Consider the following 16854-nt stretch of genomic DNA (forward strand, 5'->3'; position numbering starts at 1 on the left):
TTCGAGTTTAACTTTTTTATCGAACAGTCGCCTGCATATAAGTCCGCTTGCCCTGCGCATCCTTCAGGTAGGGGCCAAGTCCGGCGAACCGTGAATGGTCCACATATACACCCGTCATCCATCTGCCTTCGGTCAGGCCGCCGTTCCACTGCAGCACCAGATCGGGGGCAGAGATCCATTCCTGATACACTCTGATCTTCTTGTCCTTATATTCTTTGGCTGGTTTGTTCAATTCGCTCAGCGGTGCCGGGGTCAGATAGGTTGGCACGAAGTATACCGAGATTAGCTCCATATCCTCCTCACTCAGAAAAGCCTCCTCCCCCAAGTAAGGCTGGAGCAGCCGCGTGTTCTCATACATAGACCAGATCACAGCTTGAAGTACCATGCTCTGGCTAATTCCATTATGAAAAGTAAAACGGCGCTGAGCATTTGAGCCACTCCCTTCCTTTGCCGTTACCGGCTCCAGACAATGCCGTTCACAGCCGATGCATTTCCAGCCGGACGGGCCTTGAATCCATTTCTGAAACACGCTCCCGCTGTCATTGTCCCCTTTATATAGAGATGAAATGATCTCATAGGGCACACCGATCCACGCAGTCCACAGAGAATCCGGGAGATGGTTATGAAGCATGAACAGCACCTTGTCATAGATCAGCTGTACTTTAATCGAAGCAGTCTCCAGTTCGGCGACATCCTTTTTTCCATAGGTTATTTCCCGGGAAAACAAGGTGATGGTCATGGTCCTCGCCTCCTAAAAGTTGTGTGAGCCCTCCGCTTCCTTCCATCAGCATCGTCCAAAACACATCCCGTAAGCATCCGCCTGCCGCATAACCCTGGGCTTTTCCTACTTTTGTTAACGCTTCCACACATCCGTAATATTTAGTATGTTCTATTATATTACACAGGTAGGGCCTAAGTGCAAGGTTTATTTGGGCAAAAGCCGCATAAAATGAAAAGCCCCTTACCAGGATACCCGGCAAGAGGCTGTCATCAAAACTATATTACGGTACTGCTACTCCACCCAGCTCTCGGCCCAGGACTGGATTTGCTGCATGACCGGCTCAAGCGCACGGCCCTTCACTGTTAATTCATATTCAATGCGCACTGGTGTCTCCGGGTACACATGACGTACCAGAATACCCTCGCATTCCAGATCCTTCATGCGCTCGGACAGCATCTTATCGCTCATTGACGGAATCAGTCCAGAAATATCCTTGAACCGCTTGGGGCCGCTCATCAAGGTCTGAATAATGAGTCCGTTCCAACGCTTGCCCAGAAACGAAAAAGCCGTCTCAAATCTCGGGCACATCGTCATTTGATGTTCTTCCATGGTTATCACCTCTCACCTATGAAGCTTACAATTAGTTAGTATATATAATTTTACCACATTTATTCTGGAATGAACATCGTTTGCCAAAAAAAAGTTCATTAACCACAATTATTATATTTCAGCTCTCAATCCTTGGTGTCTTCCGCCTTGCGTCTTAGCTGAATGGCCTCTGTAACCACATAGGCAAGATCATCATTGCTGTACAGTGAGAGTACGCCCAGCACCGTATCATCGGAGATGAACCCGGCCTCCTCCTCGGATACCGTCAGGGCCAATGCATTGGCCAGTGCCTGATTGCCCTCCTGCTGCGGATAGGCCTGAAGATACAGGGCATGCGGGTCCAGCCTGTTATTCACACACCACTGGGCAAATACGAGAATCATCATCTCCTCGTCCCGCTTATAGCTCTCGATGATTCGCTCTTCCATCGACTTATTGTCATAATCCTCCATGTTGTTCTCCTCTCTCTCTGCTGCGAATCTGACCGCTCAGCGGCTTAGTCTTGCTGCTAATTCATGGCTCGGCAATACAGCCGAAGCGGAAATACCGCATTGCTCCGGTGTCGCTATATTGCTGAGATAATGGCTGACCGCTCCGCTGAAGCCTCTGCGCTCCAGCAGGGTATCCCAGCTGCCGAAGTTCTGCGTGCGCGGCAACGAGCCCTGCTCATATAATATAACCCGTTCCATATCGGTCACCTCAACCGATCTGCCATGTCCGTGCAGCTCCAGCTTCTCCAGATCGGCCCCGGCATCCCGGACCATGCTGTAATGGCCGGTGGTCCCATTCTCCCAGCCCAGCATTCCCGAGGCGTGCAGAAGTCGTCCCTCCGCATCCGCCTTCAGGCTGCTGTGCAGCAGCTCATAATCCCCGCCAGACAGCCAGAGCAGCAGATCCAGCATATGAATCAGGTCATCATGGATCGTCTCATGGCTGCTGCCCTGCTGCAGCTTCGTCCGGTGCTTGACTGCGGTGGATTGGCTGATGCCTCCAGCCTTATGCAGCCAGGATTTGGCGGCAGCATACATCGGGGCGTAGCGGCGGTTGAAGCCCACCCCCAGCAGCAGCCCCTTATTCTCAGCAAGCTCTGCCATCCGGCGGGATTCCTCCAGATCATAGGAGAGCGGCTTGTCCACATACACTGACACCCCATTCTCCAGGCATGCGGTAACCAGCTCATAATGCGTAGTTGTAGGACTATGTATGAACACAGCATCCAGATCCCAGGACAGCAGCTCCGTAAGCTCGGTTGTCCCCCGCTGAAGGCGATAAGCCTGGACAGCCCGCTCGACCGTAGCAGAGGAATGGCTGAGCACTCCCACCACCTCGGCCTGATCATGCCGGGAGAGCAGCGGCAAATAGACTTTACGGGCAATATCGCCAATGCCGATCATTGCCACTCTTTTGCGGACAGGTAATTTCATAGCAGCATCTCCCTTACATGTAGAGGGAATTTCTATTCCCTTATAGGTGTATTATACCGTGACATGCTGCGGGAACAATGATCTTTGCTTCAATAATTGCTTTAATTGCTTTTTTTTCAGTATGATGAAATGGATGGAGTGAAGAAGGGGCATAGTATAATGAGAAAATGGTTAACGGTTATTCTGTATGTTTCGTGCATAATCCTCGCGTTTATCTACAGGTATGAACTCCTGGCCTGGCTTAGAGAGGATCATCCTTTGTATTTGTCCATGCTCGCTGCCACTGTGCTGGCCTTATTTCCGGTCCTGCCCTACAAGCTGATTATCGGTCTGTTCGGGTATGCCTATGGAAGCTTCGCGGGAGCGTTAATCTGCTGGAGTGCTACTACTATAGCGGCAGCCCTTGTTTATGGAGTGGTTAAATCAATGTTCCAGAGCAAATCGATGGCCTATCTGAGCAGCATCTCAGCGCTGGACAGATTTGTGTCCGCTGTGCAAGAGCGTCCTTTTGCATCCGTAGTGATTGCCCGGCTGGCACCGATTATCCCGCAGATGGCTGTGAATATCTACGCAGGTGCTGCCGGACTGCCTTTCTGGAGCTACCTTGGAGCCACCGCACTTGGCAAAATTCCCGGCATCGCCCTCTACGCTTTCCTCGGAGGACAGATGTTCCAGCATCCGCGGAGTGCAGCTATAGCTATAATCGTGTATATTGCCGTACTGGCCGTGGCCGGATTATCCATGCGCCGCCGTCCTACTGCGGGCCGCTAATGCCTCAATAATCTTCGGTATGCCGCCGTATACTGGCAGTAAGCCTCTATTTGATTTATAATTAAATTGTGATCTATTTAATTGCATTCTACAGATGGAGGGATAACAATGAGTGAATTTCAAGCTGATTCTATAAATTTCAAGACCGAACAAGCCACCTTCGCCGGTGGATGCTTCTGGTGTATGGTCTCCCCTTTTGAAGAGCTTCCCGGCATTGTCAAGATTATCTCCGGCTATACAGGCGGACATACCGTGAACCCTACCTACGAAGAGGTATGCTCGGAAACCACCGGACATGTTGAGGCGGTGCAGATTACGTTCAATCCGGATATTTTCCCATATAGCAAGCTGCTTGAGCTGTTCTGGCAGCAGATTGACCCGACCGATGCCGGAGGGCAATTCCATGACCGCGGCACCTCTTACGGAACGGCCATCTTCACCCATTCAGAGGAGCAGCGCCAGCAGGCAGAGGCTTCCAAGGCTGCCCTTCAGGCCAGCGGAAGGTTCTCCGCTCCGATTGTGACGCCTATTCTTCCAGCTAAGCCCTTCTATCCCGCTGAAGAATATCATCAGGGCTATCATCATAAGAATCCCGGCCATTACAAGCGTTACCGCAAGGGTTCGGGCCGGGAAGCGTTCATTGAGTCTCACTGGACGCATAAGGAGGACCCGCAGAGCCTGAAGGAGCGCCTGACTCCGCTTCAATATGAAGTGACGCAGAACAGCGCTACGGAATCTCCATTCCGCAACGAATTCTGGGATCATCACGGGGACGGGATTTATGTGGATATTGTCTCCGGAGAGCCGCTGTTCAGCTCAGAGGATAAGTTCGATTCCGGCTGCGGCTGGCCGAGCTTCACGCGTCCGATGCGAGACTACGCGGTCAAGGAGAAAAGCGATCTCAGCCACCTGATGATCCGCACCGAGGTACGCAGCAAGATAGCGGATTCCCACTTGGGCCATGTGTTCAATGACGGCCCCGGCGCGAACGGACTGCGGTACTGCATCAACTCGGCAGCTCTGCGCTTTGTTCCCAAAGAGGACCTGGAGAAGGAAGGCTACGGCGAGTACCGCGTGCTCTTCCAGCATGCTTGAGGCTGGAGGTCCCGGCTTGTCTGCCCCTCCAATAGATAGCCTCAAGCTTTAGCTTCATATATTGCATAACTTACCCGTGTGCCATCACAATGTATGTTGTTTTTCGCTTACAGTCGGGCACACACTTTATCCACAACAGAAGAAAATCATAATTTCCTGAACAATTTCCTGAACAAAAACAAAGCCTCCAGCCCGGATTTACGGGTAGGGAGGCTTTATTCTTTACATAAAAGATTCTTATGTTTATTTGTGCAGCCCATTCTACTTGTTCTGCTTATCCGTATTCTCCTCTTCCGTTGCGGCCGGTACTACAGGTGCCGCTTCAGGATGAGGCTGCGATTCCCGGTCCGGCAGACGGTTGCCGCCCAGCCGTGCCTGTTCAGTGTGCGCAGGTTGCCGCCGCTTGAAGCTTTTCCGTAACCAGAGCACCAGCGCCACCACGACTCCAGCTACAAGCAGTACGGGGAGAGCAGCCGCGAGTACAACAACAAGCCACTGGAACATCACAGACAACGCCTTCATGCTGCCCTTGAGCGCTTCCGAAGCCCGTTCACCCAGCGGCCCCTCGGAATTAGTCTGTGTAAGGGTAAGATTCTTCTCAGTCTGGTACAGGCGAAGCTCCACTGTAGAGAAAGATACATTCTGATCGATATACCGCATTCTGCCCTTGATCTGTTCAATTTGCTCCTGGATTTCCCCAAGCTGGTTGGCGAACTGGACGAGATCAGCCGGTTTGGTCGCTTTTTTCATAAAATCAATATACTGCGTCTCCATCATCTGCTTCGCCTTAAGGCGCGACTCGAGGTCCACATATTCCTCCGACACATCTTGCCCCTGGATGCTTCTCTGGAGCTTCTCATGCTTAATCTTCTCCAGATTGTTCAGGAACGGTGAGAAGCCCGCCGCGGGCACTTTTAGGATGAAGGTTCCACCTTGTTCATATTCAGACATATTCTCTGAGAATTCAATAATGTAGCCCCCGGCCAGAGTAACCATATTCCGCACTTCGGTCTGCGCCGCTCCGTAGTCGCTTACCTCCATATTGAGGTTCGCCTTGTAGATCAGCTTTTTGTTCAGTCCTGCCACCACATCGGTACCGGTGAATCCGGCAGAAGCATCGTTCCCTTGCCCAGCATCCGCCCCAGGGACTGCCGAATTTCCGCCGCCGCCCTTCACTGCAGCCTGATCATTGACAGCCATCGCCGTGTTAGCTTGACTATCCTCCTTGGCCTCCACCGCAGCAGGCGCACTCTCCGCTGATCCGTCTGATCCTGCTTCATTTCTGAACGCGCTTTCTGAATTCGCTGCCGAATCTGAATTGTTACTCGACGCGCCGCAGCCCGTCAGAACTACGGCTACAACCACTAGATACAATAAGTAATGCAGACCCCATTTTCGCATGCTCATTCCTCCATAACATGTAATTGTATACTGCTTCCGGTGTTTCAGCTTCCGTTGCGGAGGGCCGTTCTCTCTCTTGATCCGATCCGCGCCTATCCCTCTTGACGTTCCAAAAGCTGGAAGGTTGCAGAAATTGAAGAAAATAACAAATAAGACCCTTCCACCATTGGTCCTATTTGCGTAATACCTCTTTATTTGTTACAATTGCGATGATGTAACGGCAAAAAAACACCAAAAACCCTATTCGCATAGAATAAGGTTATGGCGCTATTCGGACAAGCTCCACCTTGCCCGGGCAGCTGTAATTGATTTCTTGCCGATTTATGTTGCCTACTACTACAAGAGGAGGTGAACCCTCATGGCAAAAGACGTATTGTGCGCAGTTAATTCTTGCACCTACTGGGCTGAAGAGAACAAATGCAACGCTGAGTCGATCTTCGTTGCTTACCACAGCTCCAAGCAGCCTACACAATCTGAGGAAACAGATTGCAAAACCTTCGAAAGCAAATAATGAATCTTTGCAGAATATGAAGGAGCCCTCCACAGGTTCCTTCTTTCTTTTTTCATTCTATCAAGAATGAGAACTATTATCAAGTGTTTCCTGCAAACAAGTGGAAACGGCTTTGCCGTCCTTTTAAAGGGCGGTTCGTTTCGGCGAGAAATAGAAGCAAAACCACTGTGGCCGGAGATTGTGCTCTCCTGCCTGCAGTGGTTTTTTTGTGCAAAAGTGATCATTTAAAGGGAGGAATACCCCTTCCCTCAACGGCTGACTGCGCCGTGCTGCTCTCTTACCAGGACCGCGGCCTTCACCATATTGCGCAGTGCGCCTGTGGTCTCTTCCCAGCCTCGTGTCTTCAGTCCGCAGTCGGGATTAATCCAGAACTGCTGGACATCCAGCACGCGCAGCGCACGTTCGATGGCCGAAGTCATCTCCTCTACCACCGGTACGCGCGGACTGTGGATATCATACACACCCAGTCCAATCCCCTTGTCGTATTCCTGCTCCTCGAAGCTGACGATCAGCTCACCATGGCTGCGTGAGGTCTCAATGGAGATTACATCCGCATCCATCGCCGAGATCGAACCGATCATGTCATTAAATTCACTGTAGCACATATGCGTATGCACCTGCGTGGTGTCCTTGACATGATTCGTGGCGGTCCGGAAGGATTTCACCGCCCAGTTCAGGTAATACTCATGATCTCTTGCCTTCAGCGGCAGGCCTTCGCGGATCGCCGGCTCATCGACCTGAATCATCTCGATACCCGCCTCCTCGAGTGCGGATACTTCATGACGCAGGGCGAGGGCGATCTGTCCGGCCACCGCTTCGCGGCTGAGATCATCGCGGACAAAGGACCAGTTCAGGATCGTGACCGGGCCGGTCAGCATTCCCTTAACAGGCAGCTTAGTGAGTGACTGGGCATACACGCTCTCCTTGACGGTCATCGGCTCTATAAAAGCGACATCGGCATAGATTACCGGCGGCTTCACGCAGCGTGAGCCGTACGACTGAACCCAGCCGTCTGCGGTGAACAGATAGCCGGCCAGCTTCTCCCCGAAGAACTCCACCATATCCGTACGCTCGAATTCCCCGTGTACCAGGACATCCAGACCAAGCTCCTCCTGAAGCGTAATCGCTTCAGCGATCTGGCGCTCAATGAACAGGTCATAACGCTCCTGGTTCCAGACTCCCTTGCGCCATTTCAGACGGGCTTGGCGGACTTCAACCGTCTGCGGGAAGCTGCCGATGGTCGTGGTCGGCAGCAGCGGCAGACGCCACTTCTCCTGCTGAACCTTCACACGCTCGGCGAACGGAAGGCTGCGGTGGTCCGGCAGCTGGGCAAGAGCACGCACCTGCTCTGCTACATCCTCACGTCCGCGCTCCGGCAGGGCACGGAATACGGCCAGCACCTCACGGCTGCGCTCCAGCTCGGCGGCATAACGCTCTCTTCCTTCATTCGCGGCTGCCGCAATCAGAACCAGCTCGGCCAGCTTCTCATTGGCGAACGCCAAGGCGTTCTTGACCGCAGCCTTCAGCTTGACCTCGCCCTCAACCGTTACAGGCACATGCAGCAGGCTCGACGCAGGCTGGAGAATCAGCTGCTCCTGAGGCACATAGGTCAGCAGCTTCGCTACCAGCTCCAGCTTGACATCGGTGTCAGCGCGCCAGATGTTGCGGCCGTCAAGGATACCGGCGCCGAGTGTCTTATCCTGCGGCCAGCCCAGGCGTGCAACCGACTCCAGATTCTTGCCGCCGTCATGGACGAAGTCAAGACCCAGACCCTGCACAGGCAGCGCCAGCAATGCTTCAAGCGGCTCCGCAGCTTCGAAGTACGTCTGCAGCATCAGGTTCAGACCTGGTACGGCAGCTGCAATCTCACTGTAAATGTTCTGCAGCAGCGCGGTATCCTCAGCCGTTAAGCCGGTAACAATCGCCGGTTCATCGATCTGAACCCAGGCCACTCCTTCCGCCTGCAGCTCCTGCAGGAGCTGTACATACAGCGGGAGGAAGCGTGTGGCAACGGCGGCGATGTCTGCTGCCGGGAAGCCCTTGGACAGCTTCAGGAAGGTATACAGTCCGACTATAACCGGCTTGCCCTCAATACCTGCGCGCTCCTTGGCGAAGCGGTAGGCGGCCAGCGGTTTATTCGCTGTCAATACCGGGGTCAGGCTGCCGATCTCAGGCACAATGTAATGGTAGTTCGTATTGAACCATTTGGTCATCTCGCAAGCCGGGGCTTCTGCATTGCCGCGGGCCATCGCAAAATACAGATCAAGCGGAATCTCTCCGCCCTTATATCCATAACGCGCCGGAACTATTCCGAACATGGCGGCGGTATCCAGCACATGGTCATAGAAGGTGAAATCGCCCACCGGAATCAGATCAATTCCGGCCTGCTGCTGGGTCTGCAAATGCTGAAGCTGAATATCCTCCATCTGCGAGCGGAAGCTCTGCTCATCGATTTTCCCGGCCCAATAAGCCTCCAGTAATTTCTTCCATTCACGGTTCTTGCCGATTCTCGGATAACCGAGGCTGCTTGTCTTGATTCCTTTACTCATAGGTGTCCACTCCTCTGTATAATGGTCTATCGCTTATGCCTGCAAGCCTTAATCTGATGCCATCTTACTGCACGCCTCCCGCGCCCCGCAACAGATTCCACGCAATCCGGCTATACAGATTCCCTATAGCAGAACGCCAAAAAAAGCCGCACCCCCTTGAAGGAGGAGCAGCTTAGACTCTGAGGCCCGGCGAAATCAGAACCAGATCAGATAGACCACACCGGCAAGCACAATCCGGTAGATTGCGAAGGGCAACAGCTTGATCCGGTTAATCAGCTTCAGGAAGAAACGCATCGATACCAGTGCGAATACGAAGGCGCTGATGAACCCGACAATGAAGAACGGCAAGGCATCCAGCGTAAAATACTGCCAGTTCTTCAGCAGTGAAATCAGGCTTGCCCCGGCCATAATCGGCACCGCCATGATGAAGGTGAAATCGGCTGCCGCACGGTGGCTCATGCCCAGCAGAACCCCGCCGGATATCGTCGAGCCGGACCGCGAGAAGCCCGGCCACAGGGAGATACATTGGATCAATCCGACTGATAGCGCCTGCCTATATGTAATTTGGTCCACACTCTCAGTCCGGGCATTTCCAGGCGCAAAACGGTCGGCGCAGATCATGAATAACGCTCCAACCACAAGTCCAATCAGCACAGTAAAGGTAGAGAACAGATGCTCATCGATGTAATCCTCCAGCACAAATCCGAAGATTCCGGCCGGAAGCAGTCCGACAAGAATATGCGTCAGCTTCAGACGTCCTTCTGCCGGAGCCTGCCGCTGCCCTTCCGGCACTACGGCCAGGTCCTTGCGGCTGAGCTTCCCGAGGCCCAGCAGATCAATGAACCGGTTACGGAAAATAATGACGACTGCAAGAATAGAGCCTAATTGAATCACTACCTTGAAAGAGTTGGCCGTATACTTCCCCAGGAATTCCTGTGATTTAAGCCACATATCATCAACGATGATCATATGGCCTGTCGAGGATACCGGAGCAAATTCGGTCAGCCCTTCTACAATGCCCAGAATGATTGCTTTGACAATGGTCAGCAGCTCCATGGCGATCCCCCTTTATTGTTTTCAATATAATAATTGTAAACTCGCACAGCTATTTCTGAAACTTACAGCTTGCTTGCAGTATTGCAAATTTTAATTCATAACGCTGACTTGACAGGCAGAAACCAACAGCTTATATTTATATGCATGTGCATGCATTTATTATTTATCCATCCCATATAGAACGAAGGAGCGAAATTCATGACGAAAGATCTGTTCACCCCCTATGAGTATAAAAGCTTAAAACTGAAGAACCGGGTGGTGATGCCGCCCATGTGCCAATATTCAGTTACGAATAAGGATGGAATCGCTAACGACTGGCATTACAACCACTACGTAAGCCGCGCCGTCGGCGGCACCGGATTGATCATTGTCGAGATGGCTGATGTGGACCCGGACGGCCGGATTACCGATTATGATCTGGGCGTCTGGTCTGATGAGCAGATTCCTGCGCTGGCGCGGATTGTGGAAGCCAGTCATGCCCATGGAGCCAAAATCGGAATTCAGGTTGCCCATGCCGGGCGCAAGGCGGAGGATGCCAAGGTTCCTATCTCCTCTTCCGCTATTCCTTATGACAGCAACTCTAAGACTCCCCACGCCCTAACGACAGAGGAAGTTAAAGACATGGTCCAGAAATTCAAGCGCGGCGTAGAGCGTGCGGTTCAGGCCGGGTTCGACACGATTGAGCTGCACGGTGCCCACGGGTATCTGATTCACCAGTTTCACTCGCCGTTGACCAACCAGCGGACTGATGAGTATGGACAGGATCTGACTTTGTTCGGCCGGGAGGTTATCGCTGCCGCCAAGAGCGTGATGCCTGAGGATATGCCGCTGATCATGCGGATTTCCGCCAGAGAATATGTGAAAGGCGGTTACGGCCTCCAAAAGGGTCTGGAGATCAGCAGAGCCTATAAGGAAGCCGGGGCCGATATTTTCCATATCAGCTCAGGCGGTGAGGGAGCCGTTGACGCAGAGAATGGACCTGGCAACCATGCAGCCTATCAGTTACCGCTGGCAAGAACCATCCGCCAGGAGCTGAACGTGCCGGTGATTGCTGTCGGCCGGTTGGATGAAGCGGTTCTTGCCAACGCCGTCATCGGCAATGAAGAAGCTGACTTGGTGGCGGTGGGCCGGGGAATGCTCCGTAATCCTTTCTGGACGCTGGAAGCCGGTGTGACGCTGCGCAAAGACGCAGATATACCTAAGCAGTATGCATTAGGATTCCCGCGTTAAGGACAATTCGTCAGCAGCTTGCCTATGGTGATGGTATACTGTATAACAACTACTATTCATTACAGGTATACACCGGGAGGATGGAAGACATGACTAACCCCCCTTCGAATGATCTAATTAACAGCTGGTTATCGCTCTCTCTGATACAGATGAAGGTGGCCGCAGTCCTTGAAGCGAAGCTGACCGAGAACTATGAGTTATCGCTTAAGGAATTCTATGTATTGCTGTTTCTGTCCGAAGCCCCTGAGCAAAAGCTGAAGCTCCAGCAGCTGGAATCGATGGTCGGGCTTAGCCAGAGTGCTGTATCCCGGCTGGTCAGCCGCTTCGAAGCCAAGGGCTGCGGAGCGCTGGAGCGCAAGTCTTGCGAGGCAGACCGCAGAAGCATCTATACGTCCCTGACTGCCATTGGGCAGGACAAGGTTGACCGGGCGAAGCAGACCGTTCATGAAGTGCTGCAGGAAGCCTTTCCTGTAGACGACACGCAGCAGCTGCTGAAGCAGCTTATCCAGCTGAAGCAATCCTAGACCCGGGCAGATGCCTGCCGGGTGAACCCGCCGTCCCTTCCGAGGGGCGGCGGGTTTTTGTCTGAACCTCCCTCTCCCCCTGAGCATACACCATACTATCAAGAAATTAAGAATAGCGGGGTGCAACGTATGTTATTCACAGCTATGCAGCTGGTTGGCGGTCTTATTCTCTCTGTAGGCTGGATTCCGCAGATTGTGCAGATCATCAGGACCCGTTCGGTTGCAGATCTCAGTCTGAAAGCTTACCTGCTGATGCTGCTGGGTATCCTTCTTATGGAGGCTTATGCGGTTAACCTGGCCGCGCAGGGGGTCGGACTTGCTTTTCTGATCACCAATTCCTTGTCGCTGGTGGTTGTAACAACGGTAGTCTTGCTAATTATCCGCTACCGTCCCCAAGGGTAACAATGAATTCTCAAGGCTGCACCCCCGTCCCATTTGCGTTATACTTTCTGTAATAAAAGGATGTGGGAGGTTCAATGAATGAAGCAAAATAAGTATGACGACGCGGGTTTCTTTGCGAATTACAGCCAGATGCCCCGCTCTACGGGCGGACTGGAGGCTGCCGGAGAATGGGAGGTCTTCCGTACCCTGCTGCCTGATCTGGCGGGCCAGCGGGTGCTTGATCTGGGGTGCGGTTTCGGCTGGCACTGCCGGTATGCCCGGGAGCAGGGGGCGGCTTCAGTCGTAGGCATAGATCTCTCCGCCAATATGCTGGAGCGTGCCCGTGCAATGACGGACGACCCGAAGATTGAGTATCTCCAGCTCGCGATTGAGGATGCCGCATTCGGGGCAGAGCAGTTTGATACCGTGATCAGCTCGCTGGCGATCCACTATATTGAAGATTTCGGCAGACTCTGCCGCCAGGTCCGGCATGGCCTGAAGCCCGGCGGAGCCTTCGTCTTCTCTGTAGAGCATCCAATCTTCACCGCGCTCGCCGCGCAGGATTGGCATTACAGCCCTGACGGGGAGAAGCAGCATTGGCCCGTGGACAACTACCATCTGGAAGGGCTAAGACTGGCTGATTTTCTCGAACACAAGGTTGCAAAATACCACCGGACCACCGCCACCTACCTCAATACGCTGCTCCATTCCGGCTTCGGCCTGAAGCAGATGTCGGAGCTGCAGCCGACCCCTGAGATGCTGGAGAAGAATCCGGCCTGGCAGGAGGAGACGCGGCGTCCGATGTTTCTGCTGCTGTCGGCGGTGAAGCAGGAACAGCCGGATCTTATTTCATAAAAACCACAAAAAAAAGACCAGCCGGACGGTAGTCCGCTGACCTTTTATCATCCCCGTGGTTCACGGAGTTCACATTGCATTATTCACATTCACTGTGCCTTCCTGAGTCTTGGCAAGTGCGGACGGAATCTTAGGTGCCTGAACCTGCTTCCGTCTGCCCAGAGAGGTTGTAAAAGTGATTACATAACCGGCTACAACTACAGCCATCACCGTATACAGCGTTTCTCTTAACGGCATATAGAAGAGAGAAAAAGCCAGAACGATTACATCCATCAGGATAAATACGGTTCCTACCTTAATACCTTTCCATTCACTGATCAGCACGGACAAAATATCGTCCCCGCCGCTCGCCCCGCCGCCCAGCAGGACCATTCCTGCGCCCAGACCTGTCAATACCCCGGACAACAGCGCCGCAACCGGCAAGTTATCCTGCAGGTCAATAACCCAGCCGGAATAGCGTTCCATCAGCCCGTAGAACACCGTGAAGGCCACTACGGATATGAAGGTGTTCACTACGAATGATTTTCCTTTGAAAATGATTGCGATGATGAGTACCGGAATGTCCAAAATCAGGATGCTTAGTGATGGTGAAATCCCCAGTACATACTTGCCGAGCAGCGACAATCCTACGAACCCGCCTTCGGTCAAGTGGTTCTGATAATTAATGTGATAATACGTAAATGCAAGCAATAGTGTTCCGGTCAAAATTATAGCTAACCGGAGCGGCAAACTCATGCCACTGTCTTGTTTCCTCATTACTCGGTCTCCCCTTATCGTATATGGCGGCTAGACGTTCTTGCCAGCCTCTACGAGGGGTTATACCGGAGGAGGTGTTGCTCCTTCGCATACAATACTCCCTTCCCTTCGCAGAAACGGCTTCGTCAATGAACAACGGTTCGCGCACATCCTACAGGGAAGCTAAGTATAAGACAGATCATAACGTTTCCAAATCGTCCTTTGGGGAATCGTCCTTCGGGGACACATGGTATCCTGATCCTTTCTTTAGTTTGATATGTTCTGAATAGATTATACCACGCTGAGGGGCCACTCTAAACAGTTTCCATTAAAAATAAGCAATCAGCCCTGATTCCGCAGCAGACGGTTGACCGTCTCGCGGCGGACACCGATCAATTGTCCGATCTCTTCCTGTGTCAGCAGATCTGTAAGCTGTGCGCCATGAGTGTATTCGGTCAGCCAGCGGGTCAGCAGAGCCATCCGTTCCCCCGGCGTTCCAACGGTGAGATGATCGAGCCTCGTCTGCATGAACCGCACCTTCTCCTGGAGCAAGAGGGCGATCTCCATCACTTTCTCAGGATTCTCCCTCAGTTCCCGGTACCATTCTGCAGCCGGAATAAGCTCAACCTCACTCTTCATCATTGCCACTGCGGTTCCATGCGCCTCCTTCGGCGAAATGAGGGAATGATGCGGAACAGTCTCACCCGGATATAACAGGTTGAACAGTACCATGTTCCCGTTCTCATGCAGTCTCGTGACCTTGAACAGTCCGCTCTTCACCTTGAACAGGTTCTGGCCGCCGTCTCCCTGGCGGAATAAGACCTCACCTCTGTGCAGAATCATTTCGCATTCTCCTTTGCCTTCTCTGTATATCTATTGTTAATTATAACGAAATAAGACACTAAAATGGAGGGGCAAGCGTAAAACAGCCATTTTTCAAGAGTTAAATGGCAAAGAAACCGCCTGGGGACAGAGGACTGTCTCTGCTCCCAAGCGGTTTCAGGGAAAGGCAAGATACGTTATTTTGCTGTGATCGGCTTCTTCCAGAGCCCCAGGATCAGACCGGAAATCACGGAACCGATCAGCACAGATAACAGGAACAGCGCGGCATTGCTGGACAGGAAGGCTACGAACACACCGCCATGCGGTGCAGGAACGTTGATGTTCCATAGCTGGGTAAGCCCGCCAGCTACGGCAGAGCCCAGGATACAAGAGGTAAGCACCCGCAGCGGATCGGCCGCAGCGAATGGGATGGCCCCTTCGGTGATGAACGACAAGCCCAGCACATAGTTGGTTACACCGGATTTGCGTTCGGTCTCCGTGAATTTATTCTTGAAGAACGAGGTTGCCAGGGCAATCGCCAGCGGAGGCACCATCCCTCCGGCCATAACTGCGGCCATCATCATTCCGTTCGTATTGCCGCTGGACGTAAACACGCCGATGGCAAAGGTGTAGGCTGCCTTGTTGAATGGACCGCCCATATCAATGGCCATCATCCCGCCAAGCACCAGGCCCAGCAGAATCTTGTTGCCGGTACCCAGATTGTTAAGCGCATCGGTCAGTCCTCCGTTAATCCAGCTGAATAACGGATCGAAAAGGAAGAACATAACCGCGCCGGTAATTAGCAAACTGAATACGGGATAGAGCAGAATCGGCTTCAGACCGTCCAGTGTGCGCGGCAGGCCGGAGAAGGCTTTGCGGAGCATTACCACTACATAACCAGCCAGGAACCCGGCAGCCAGACCGCCGAGGAAGCCCGAATTGGAGTTAAGGGCCATCAGACCGCCGACCATACCCGGCATCAGCGCAGGCCGGTCACCGATGCTCATCGCGATAAATCCGGCAAGGATCGGAATCAGGAAGTGGAAGGCTCCGTCACCGCCGCCGATGCTCTGCAGCAGCTTGACCAGCGCATTGTCGGGACTGGCCACCTGTTCAATCAGGAAGGAGATCGCCAGCAGAATGCCTCCGCCAACTACGAACGGCAGCATATGCGAGATGCCGTTCATCAGGTCTTTGTAGATTTTGCTTCCAATAGAACCGGACTTCACCGATGCCGCCCCTTCTTCATTGCGACCAGAGCCGCGATAGATAGGCGCATCTCCTGCAACTGCAATCCGGATTAGCTCCTCTGACTTGCGGATACCGTCGCTAACCGGACGCTGGAGTACAGGCTTGCCGCTGAAGCGTTCCATCTCCACGTTCTTGTCGGCAGCGATAATGACGCCGCTGGCCCGGGCGATTTCATCTGCAGTCAGCACGTTCTGCGCACCCTCTGAGCCGTTGGTTTCGACTCGGATATTGACGCCCATCTCCTTGGCCTTCTTCTTGAGGGCATCCTCTGCCATATAGGTATGGGCAATTCCTGTAGGACACGCTGTTACAGCAACAACGAAGCTCTGTGAATTGGGGTTCCCGGTAATCATCCGTGCAGGTTCAGCTTGCGGCGCAGCTGCCTTCGGTGCAGCATCCTTCACCGCCGCTGCCTTCGCTTCCGCTTCTGCCTGAGCTTCCGCCTCCGCTTGCTTGGCATCGAATAAGGCGGACACCTCGGCAGGTGTCTTGGCATTCATGAGTTGTTCGATGAACTCGCTTTCAATGAGCAGCCTGGACAGTGCAGCGAGTGTTCGCAGGTGCATATTTCCAGCTCCGTCCGGCGCGGCGATCATGAAGAATATATGGGCCGGCGCTTCATCCAGGGAGGCAAAATCAATTCCGGCGCTGCTCTTCGCAAATACTACCGTTGCTTCGCTAACGGCCTTGGTCTTGGCATGAGGCATAGCAATGCCTCCGCCGATGCCGGTGCTGGACTGGGCTTCACGCTCCAGAATCTTCTCCTTGAACAGCTTTGCATCCGTGATGCGTCCGCTAGCCGCGAGGCTGGCAATCAGCTCGTCAATGGCCCCTTCCTTCGTGGTAGCCTGCAGCTCCATAATCATCGTTTCCTGTATCATCAAATCTGTAATTTTCATCAATTCTCAACTCCCCGAAT

17 protein-coding genes are annotated in these 16854 nt (G+C 53.0%); 7 read left to right on the top strand and 10 right to left on the bottom strand.

Features of this window, described 5'->3' with window-relative positions:
* Nucleotides 1-16 precede the first annotated feature (16 nt).
* The 4 genes from NST43_RS20450 to NST43_RS20465 all read right to left on the bottom strand — a co-directional run bounded on the left by NST43_RS20450 (nt 17) and on the right by NST43_RS20465 (nt 2754).
* Nucleotides 17-739 (bottom strand): hypothetical protein, encoded by a 723-nt coding sequence (locus NST43_RS20450; RefSeq protein WP_339219019.1) that lies wholly within the window; start codon nt 737-739, stop codon nt 17-19.
* Nucleotides 740-1012: 273 nt separating this feature from the next.
* Entirely contained in the window at nt 1013-1330 is a 318-nt protein-coding gene (locus NST43_RS20455) for a helix-turn-helix domain-containing protein (RefSeq protein ID WP_209984529.1), read from the bottom strand.
* Between the two features lie 125 nt (nt 1331-1455).
* Nucleotides 1456-1782 carry a hypothetical protein gene (locus NST43_RS20460; RefSeq protein ID WP_209984532.1) on the bottom strand — a complete coding sequence of 109 codons (327 nt, stop codon included), beginning with the start codon at nt 1780-1782 and terminating at the stop codon, nt 1456-1458.
* Nucleotides 1783-1818: 36 nt separating this feature from the next.
* Nucleotides 1819-2754: a Gfo/Idh/MocA family oxidoreductase gene (locus NST43_RS20465; RefSeq protein WP_339219020.1), complete on the bottom strand. Its 936-nt coding sequence runs from the start codon at nt 2752-2754 to the stop codon at nt 1819-1821.
* Nucleotides 2755-2913: 159 nt separating this feature from the next.
* On the opposite strand from NST43_RS20465, the gene NST43_RS20470 reads away from it, so the two are divergent.
* Nucleotides 2914-3525 (top strand): VTT domain-containing protein, encoded by a 612-nt coding sequence (locus tag NST43_RS20470; RefSeq protein WP_339219022.1) that lies wholly within the window; start codon nt 2914-2916, stop codon nt 3523-3525.
* A 108-nt stretch (nt 3526-3633) separates the two neighbouring features.
* Complete coding sequence (msrA, locus tag NST43_RS20475; RefSeq protein WP_339219024.1) at nt 3634-4620, top strand: peptide-methionine (S)-S-oxide reductase MsrA; 987 nt, start codon at nt 3634-3636, stop codon at nt 4618-4620.
* Between the two features lie 261 nt (nt 4621-4881).
* Here msrA and NST43_RS20480 read toward each other — a convergent pair whose 3' ends face one another.
* Nucleotides 4882-6021 carry a DUF4349 domain-containing protein gene (locus tag NST43_RS20480; RefSeq protein ID WP_339219026.1) on the bottom strand — a complete coding sequence of 380 codons (1140 nt, stop codon included), beginning with the start codon at nt 6019-6021 and terminating at the stop codon, nt 4882-4884.
* A 358-nt stretch (nt 6022-6379) separates the two neighbouring features.
* On the opposite strand from NST43_RS20480, the gene NST43_RS20485 reads away from it, so the two are divergent.
* On the top strand, nt 6380-6532 hold the full coding sequence (locus NST43_RS20485; RefSeq protein ID WP_076079942.1) for a DUF1540 domain-containing protein: 153 nt from the start codon (nt 6380-6382) through the stop codon (nt 6530-6532).
* A 248-nt stretch (nt 6533-6780) separates the two neighbouring features.
* On the opposite strand, the gene metE is transcribed toward NST43_RS20485, so the two are convergent.
* Both metE and NST43_RS20495 read right to left on the bottom strand, forming a co-directional pair.
* Nucleotides 6781-9081 carry a 5-methyltetrahydropteroyltriglutamate--homocysteine S-methyltransferase gene (metE, locus tag NST43_RS20490; RefSeq protein ID WP_339219029.1) on the bottom strand — a complete coding sequence of 767 codons (2301 nt, stop codon included), beginning with the start codon at nt 9079-9081 and terminating at the stop codon, nt 6781-6783.
* 195 nt (nt 9082-9276) lie between these two features.
* Nucleotides 9277-10137, bottom strand: a complete 861-nt coding sequence (locus tag NST43_RS20495; protein ID WP_339219031.1) for an undecaprenyl-diphosphate phosphatase — start codon at nt 10135-10137, stop codon at nt 9277-9279.
* A gap of 198 nt (nt 10138-10335) precedes the next feature.
* Between NST43_RS20495 and NST43_RS20500 the strand changes: the two genes are divergently transcribed.
* From NST43_RS20500 to NST43_RS20515, 4 genes are all read left to right on the top strand, one after another.
* A complete protein-coding gene (locus NST43_RS20500) occupies nt 10336-11367 on the top strand; it encodes an NADH:flavin oxidoreductase/NADH oxidase (RefSeq protein WP_339219033.1) in 1032 nt (343 codons plus the stop codon).
* A gap of 89 nt (nt 11368-11456) precedes the next feature.
* Nucleotides 11457-11891 carry a MarR family transcriptional regulator gene (locus NST43_RS20505; RefSeq protein ID WP_209871284.1) on the top strand — a complete coding sequence of 145 codons (435 nt, stop codon included), beginning with the start codon at nt 11457-11459 and terminating at the stop codon, nt 11889-11891.
* A 129-nt stretch (nt 11892-12020) separates the two neighbouring features.
* Entirely contained in the window at nt 12021-12293 is a 273-nt protein-coding gene (locus NST43_RS20510; RefSeq protein WP_209984559.1) for a PQ-loop domain-containing transporter, read from the top strand.
* A 78-nt stretch (nt 12294-12371) separates the two neighbouring features.
* Nucleotides 12372-13127, top strand: a complete 756-nt coding sequence (locus tag NST43_RS20515; protein WP_339219038.1) for a class I SAM-dependent methyltransferase — start codon at nt 12372-12374, stop codon at nt 13125-13127.
* Between the two features lie 69 nt (nt 13128-13196).
* Here the strand turns inward: NST43_RS20515 and NST43_RS20520 are convergent, their stop codons facing one another.
* The 3 genes from NST43_RS20520 to NST43_RS20530 all read right to left on the bottom strand — a co-directional run bounded on the left by NST43_RS20520 (nt 13197) and on the right by NST43_RS20530 (nt 16834).
* A complete protein-coding gene (locus NST43_RS20520) occupies nt 13197-13883 on the bottom strand; it encodes a YitT family protein (protein WP_209984565.1) in 687 nt (228 codons plus the stop codon).
* Between the two features lie 321 nt (nt 13884-14204).
* Nucleotides 14205-14705 (bottom strand): Crp/Fnr family transcriptional regulator, encoded by a 501-nt coding sequence (locus NST43_RS20525; protein WP_209984568.1) that lies wholly within the window; start codon nt 14703-14705, stop codon nt 14205-14207.
* A gap of 176 nt (nt 14706-14881) precedes the next feature.
* Nucleotides 14882-16834 (bottom strand): fructose-specific PTS transporter subunit EIIC, encoded by a 1953-nt coding sequence (locus NST43_RS20530; protein WP_339219041.1) that lies wholly within the window; start codon nt 16832-16834, stop codon nt 14882-14884.
* Nucleotides 16835-16854: the final 20 nt, after the last annotated feature.

This window comes from Paenibacillus sp. FSL H8-0332, assembly GCF_037963835.1.
Lineage (GTDB): Bacteria > Bacillota > Bacilli > Paenibacillales > Paenibacillaceae > Paenibacillus_AQ > Paenibacillus_AQ rhizoplanae.

What these genes read in the sequence shown, in the direction of transcription:
- NST43_RS20470 (WP_339219022.1), top strand. Translation starts at nt 2,914, where the DNA reads ATGAGAAAATGGTTAACGGTTATTCTGTATGTTTCGTGCATAATCCTC.
- NST43_RS20520 (WP_209984565.1), bottom strand. Translation starts at nt 13,883, where the DNA reads ATGAGGAAACAAGACAGTGGCATGAGTTTGCCGCTCCGGTTAGCTATA.
- NST43_RS20480 (WP_339219026.1), bottom strand. Translation starts at nt 6,021, where the DNA reads ATGCGAAAATGGGGTCTGCATTACTTATTGTATCTAGTGGTTGTAGCC.
- NST43_RS20450 (WP_339219019.1), bottom strand. Translation starts at nt 739, where the DNA reads ATGACCATCACCTTGTTTTCCCGGGAAATAACCTATGGAAAAAAGGAT.
- NST43_RS20500 (WP_339219033.1), top strand. Translation starts at nt 10,336, where the DNA reads ATGACGAAAGATCTGTTCACCCCCTATGAGTATAAAAGCTTAAAACTG.
- NST43_RS20485 (WP_076079942.1), top strand. Translation starts at nt 6,380, where the DNA reads ATGGCAAAAGACGTATTGTGCGCAGTTAATTCTTGCACCTACTGGGCT.
- NST43_RS20455 (WP_209984529.1), bottom strand. Translation starts at nt 1,330, where the DNA reads ATGGAAGAACATCAAATGACGATGTGCCCGAGATTTGAGACGGCTTTT.
- msrA (WP_339219024.1), top strand. Translation starts at nt 3,634, where the DNA reads ATGAGTGAATTTCAAGCTGATTCTATAAATTTCAAGACCGAACAAGCC.
- NST43_RS20495 (WP_339219031.1), bottom strand. Translation starts at nt 10,137, where the DNA reads ATGGAGCTGCTGACCATTGTCAAAGCAATCATTCTGGGCATTGTAGAA.
- NST43_RS20510 (WP_209984559.1), top strand. Translation starts at nt 12,021, where the DNA reads ATGTTATTCACAGCTATGCAGCTGGTTGGCGGTCTTATTCTCTCTGTA.
- NST43_RS20465 (WP_339219020.1), bottom strand. Translation starts at nt 2,754, where the DNA reads ATGAAATTACCTGTCCGCAAAAGAGTGGCAATGATCGGCATTGGCGAT.
- NST43_RS20525 (WP_209984568.1), bottom strand. Translation starts at nt 14,705, where the DNA reads ATGATTCTGCACAGAGGTGAGGTCTTATTCCGCCAGGGAGACGGCGGC.
- NST43_RS20515 (WP_339219038.1), top strand. Translation starts at nt 12,372, where the DNA reads ATGAAGCAAAATAAGTATGACGACGCGGGTTTCTTTGCGAATTACAGC.
- metE (WP_339219029.1), bottom strand. Translation starts at nt 9,081, where the DNA reads ATGAGTAAAGGAATCAAGACAAGCAGCCTCGGTTATCCGAGAATCGGC.
- NST43_RS20530 (WP_339219041.1), bottom strand. Translation starts at nt 16,834, where the DNA reads ATGAAAATTACAGATTTGATGATACAGGAAACGATGATTATGGAGCTG.
- NST43_RS20460 (WP_209984532.1), bottom strand. Translation starts at nt 1,782, where the DNA reads ATGGAGGATTATGACAATAAGTCGATGGAAGAGCGAATCATCGAGAGC.
- NST43_RS20505 (WP_209871284.1), top strand. Translation starts at nt 11,457, where the DNA reads ATGACTAACCCCCCTTCGAATGATCTAATTAACAGCTGGTTATCGCTC.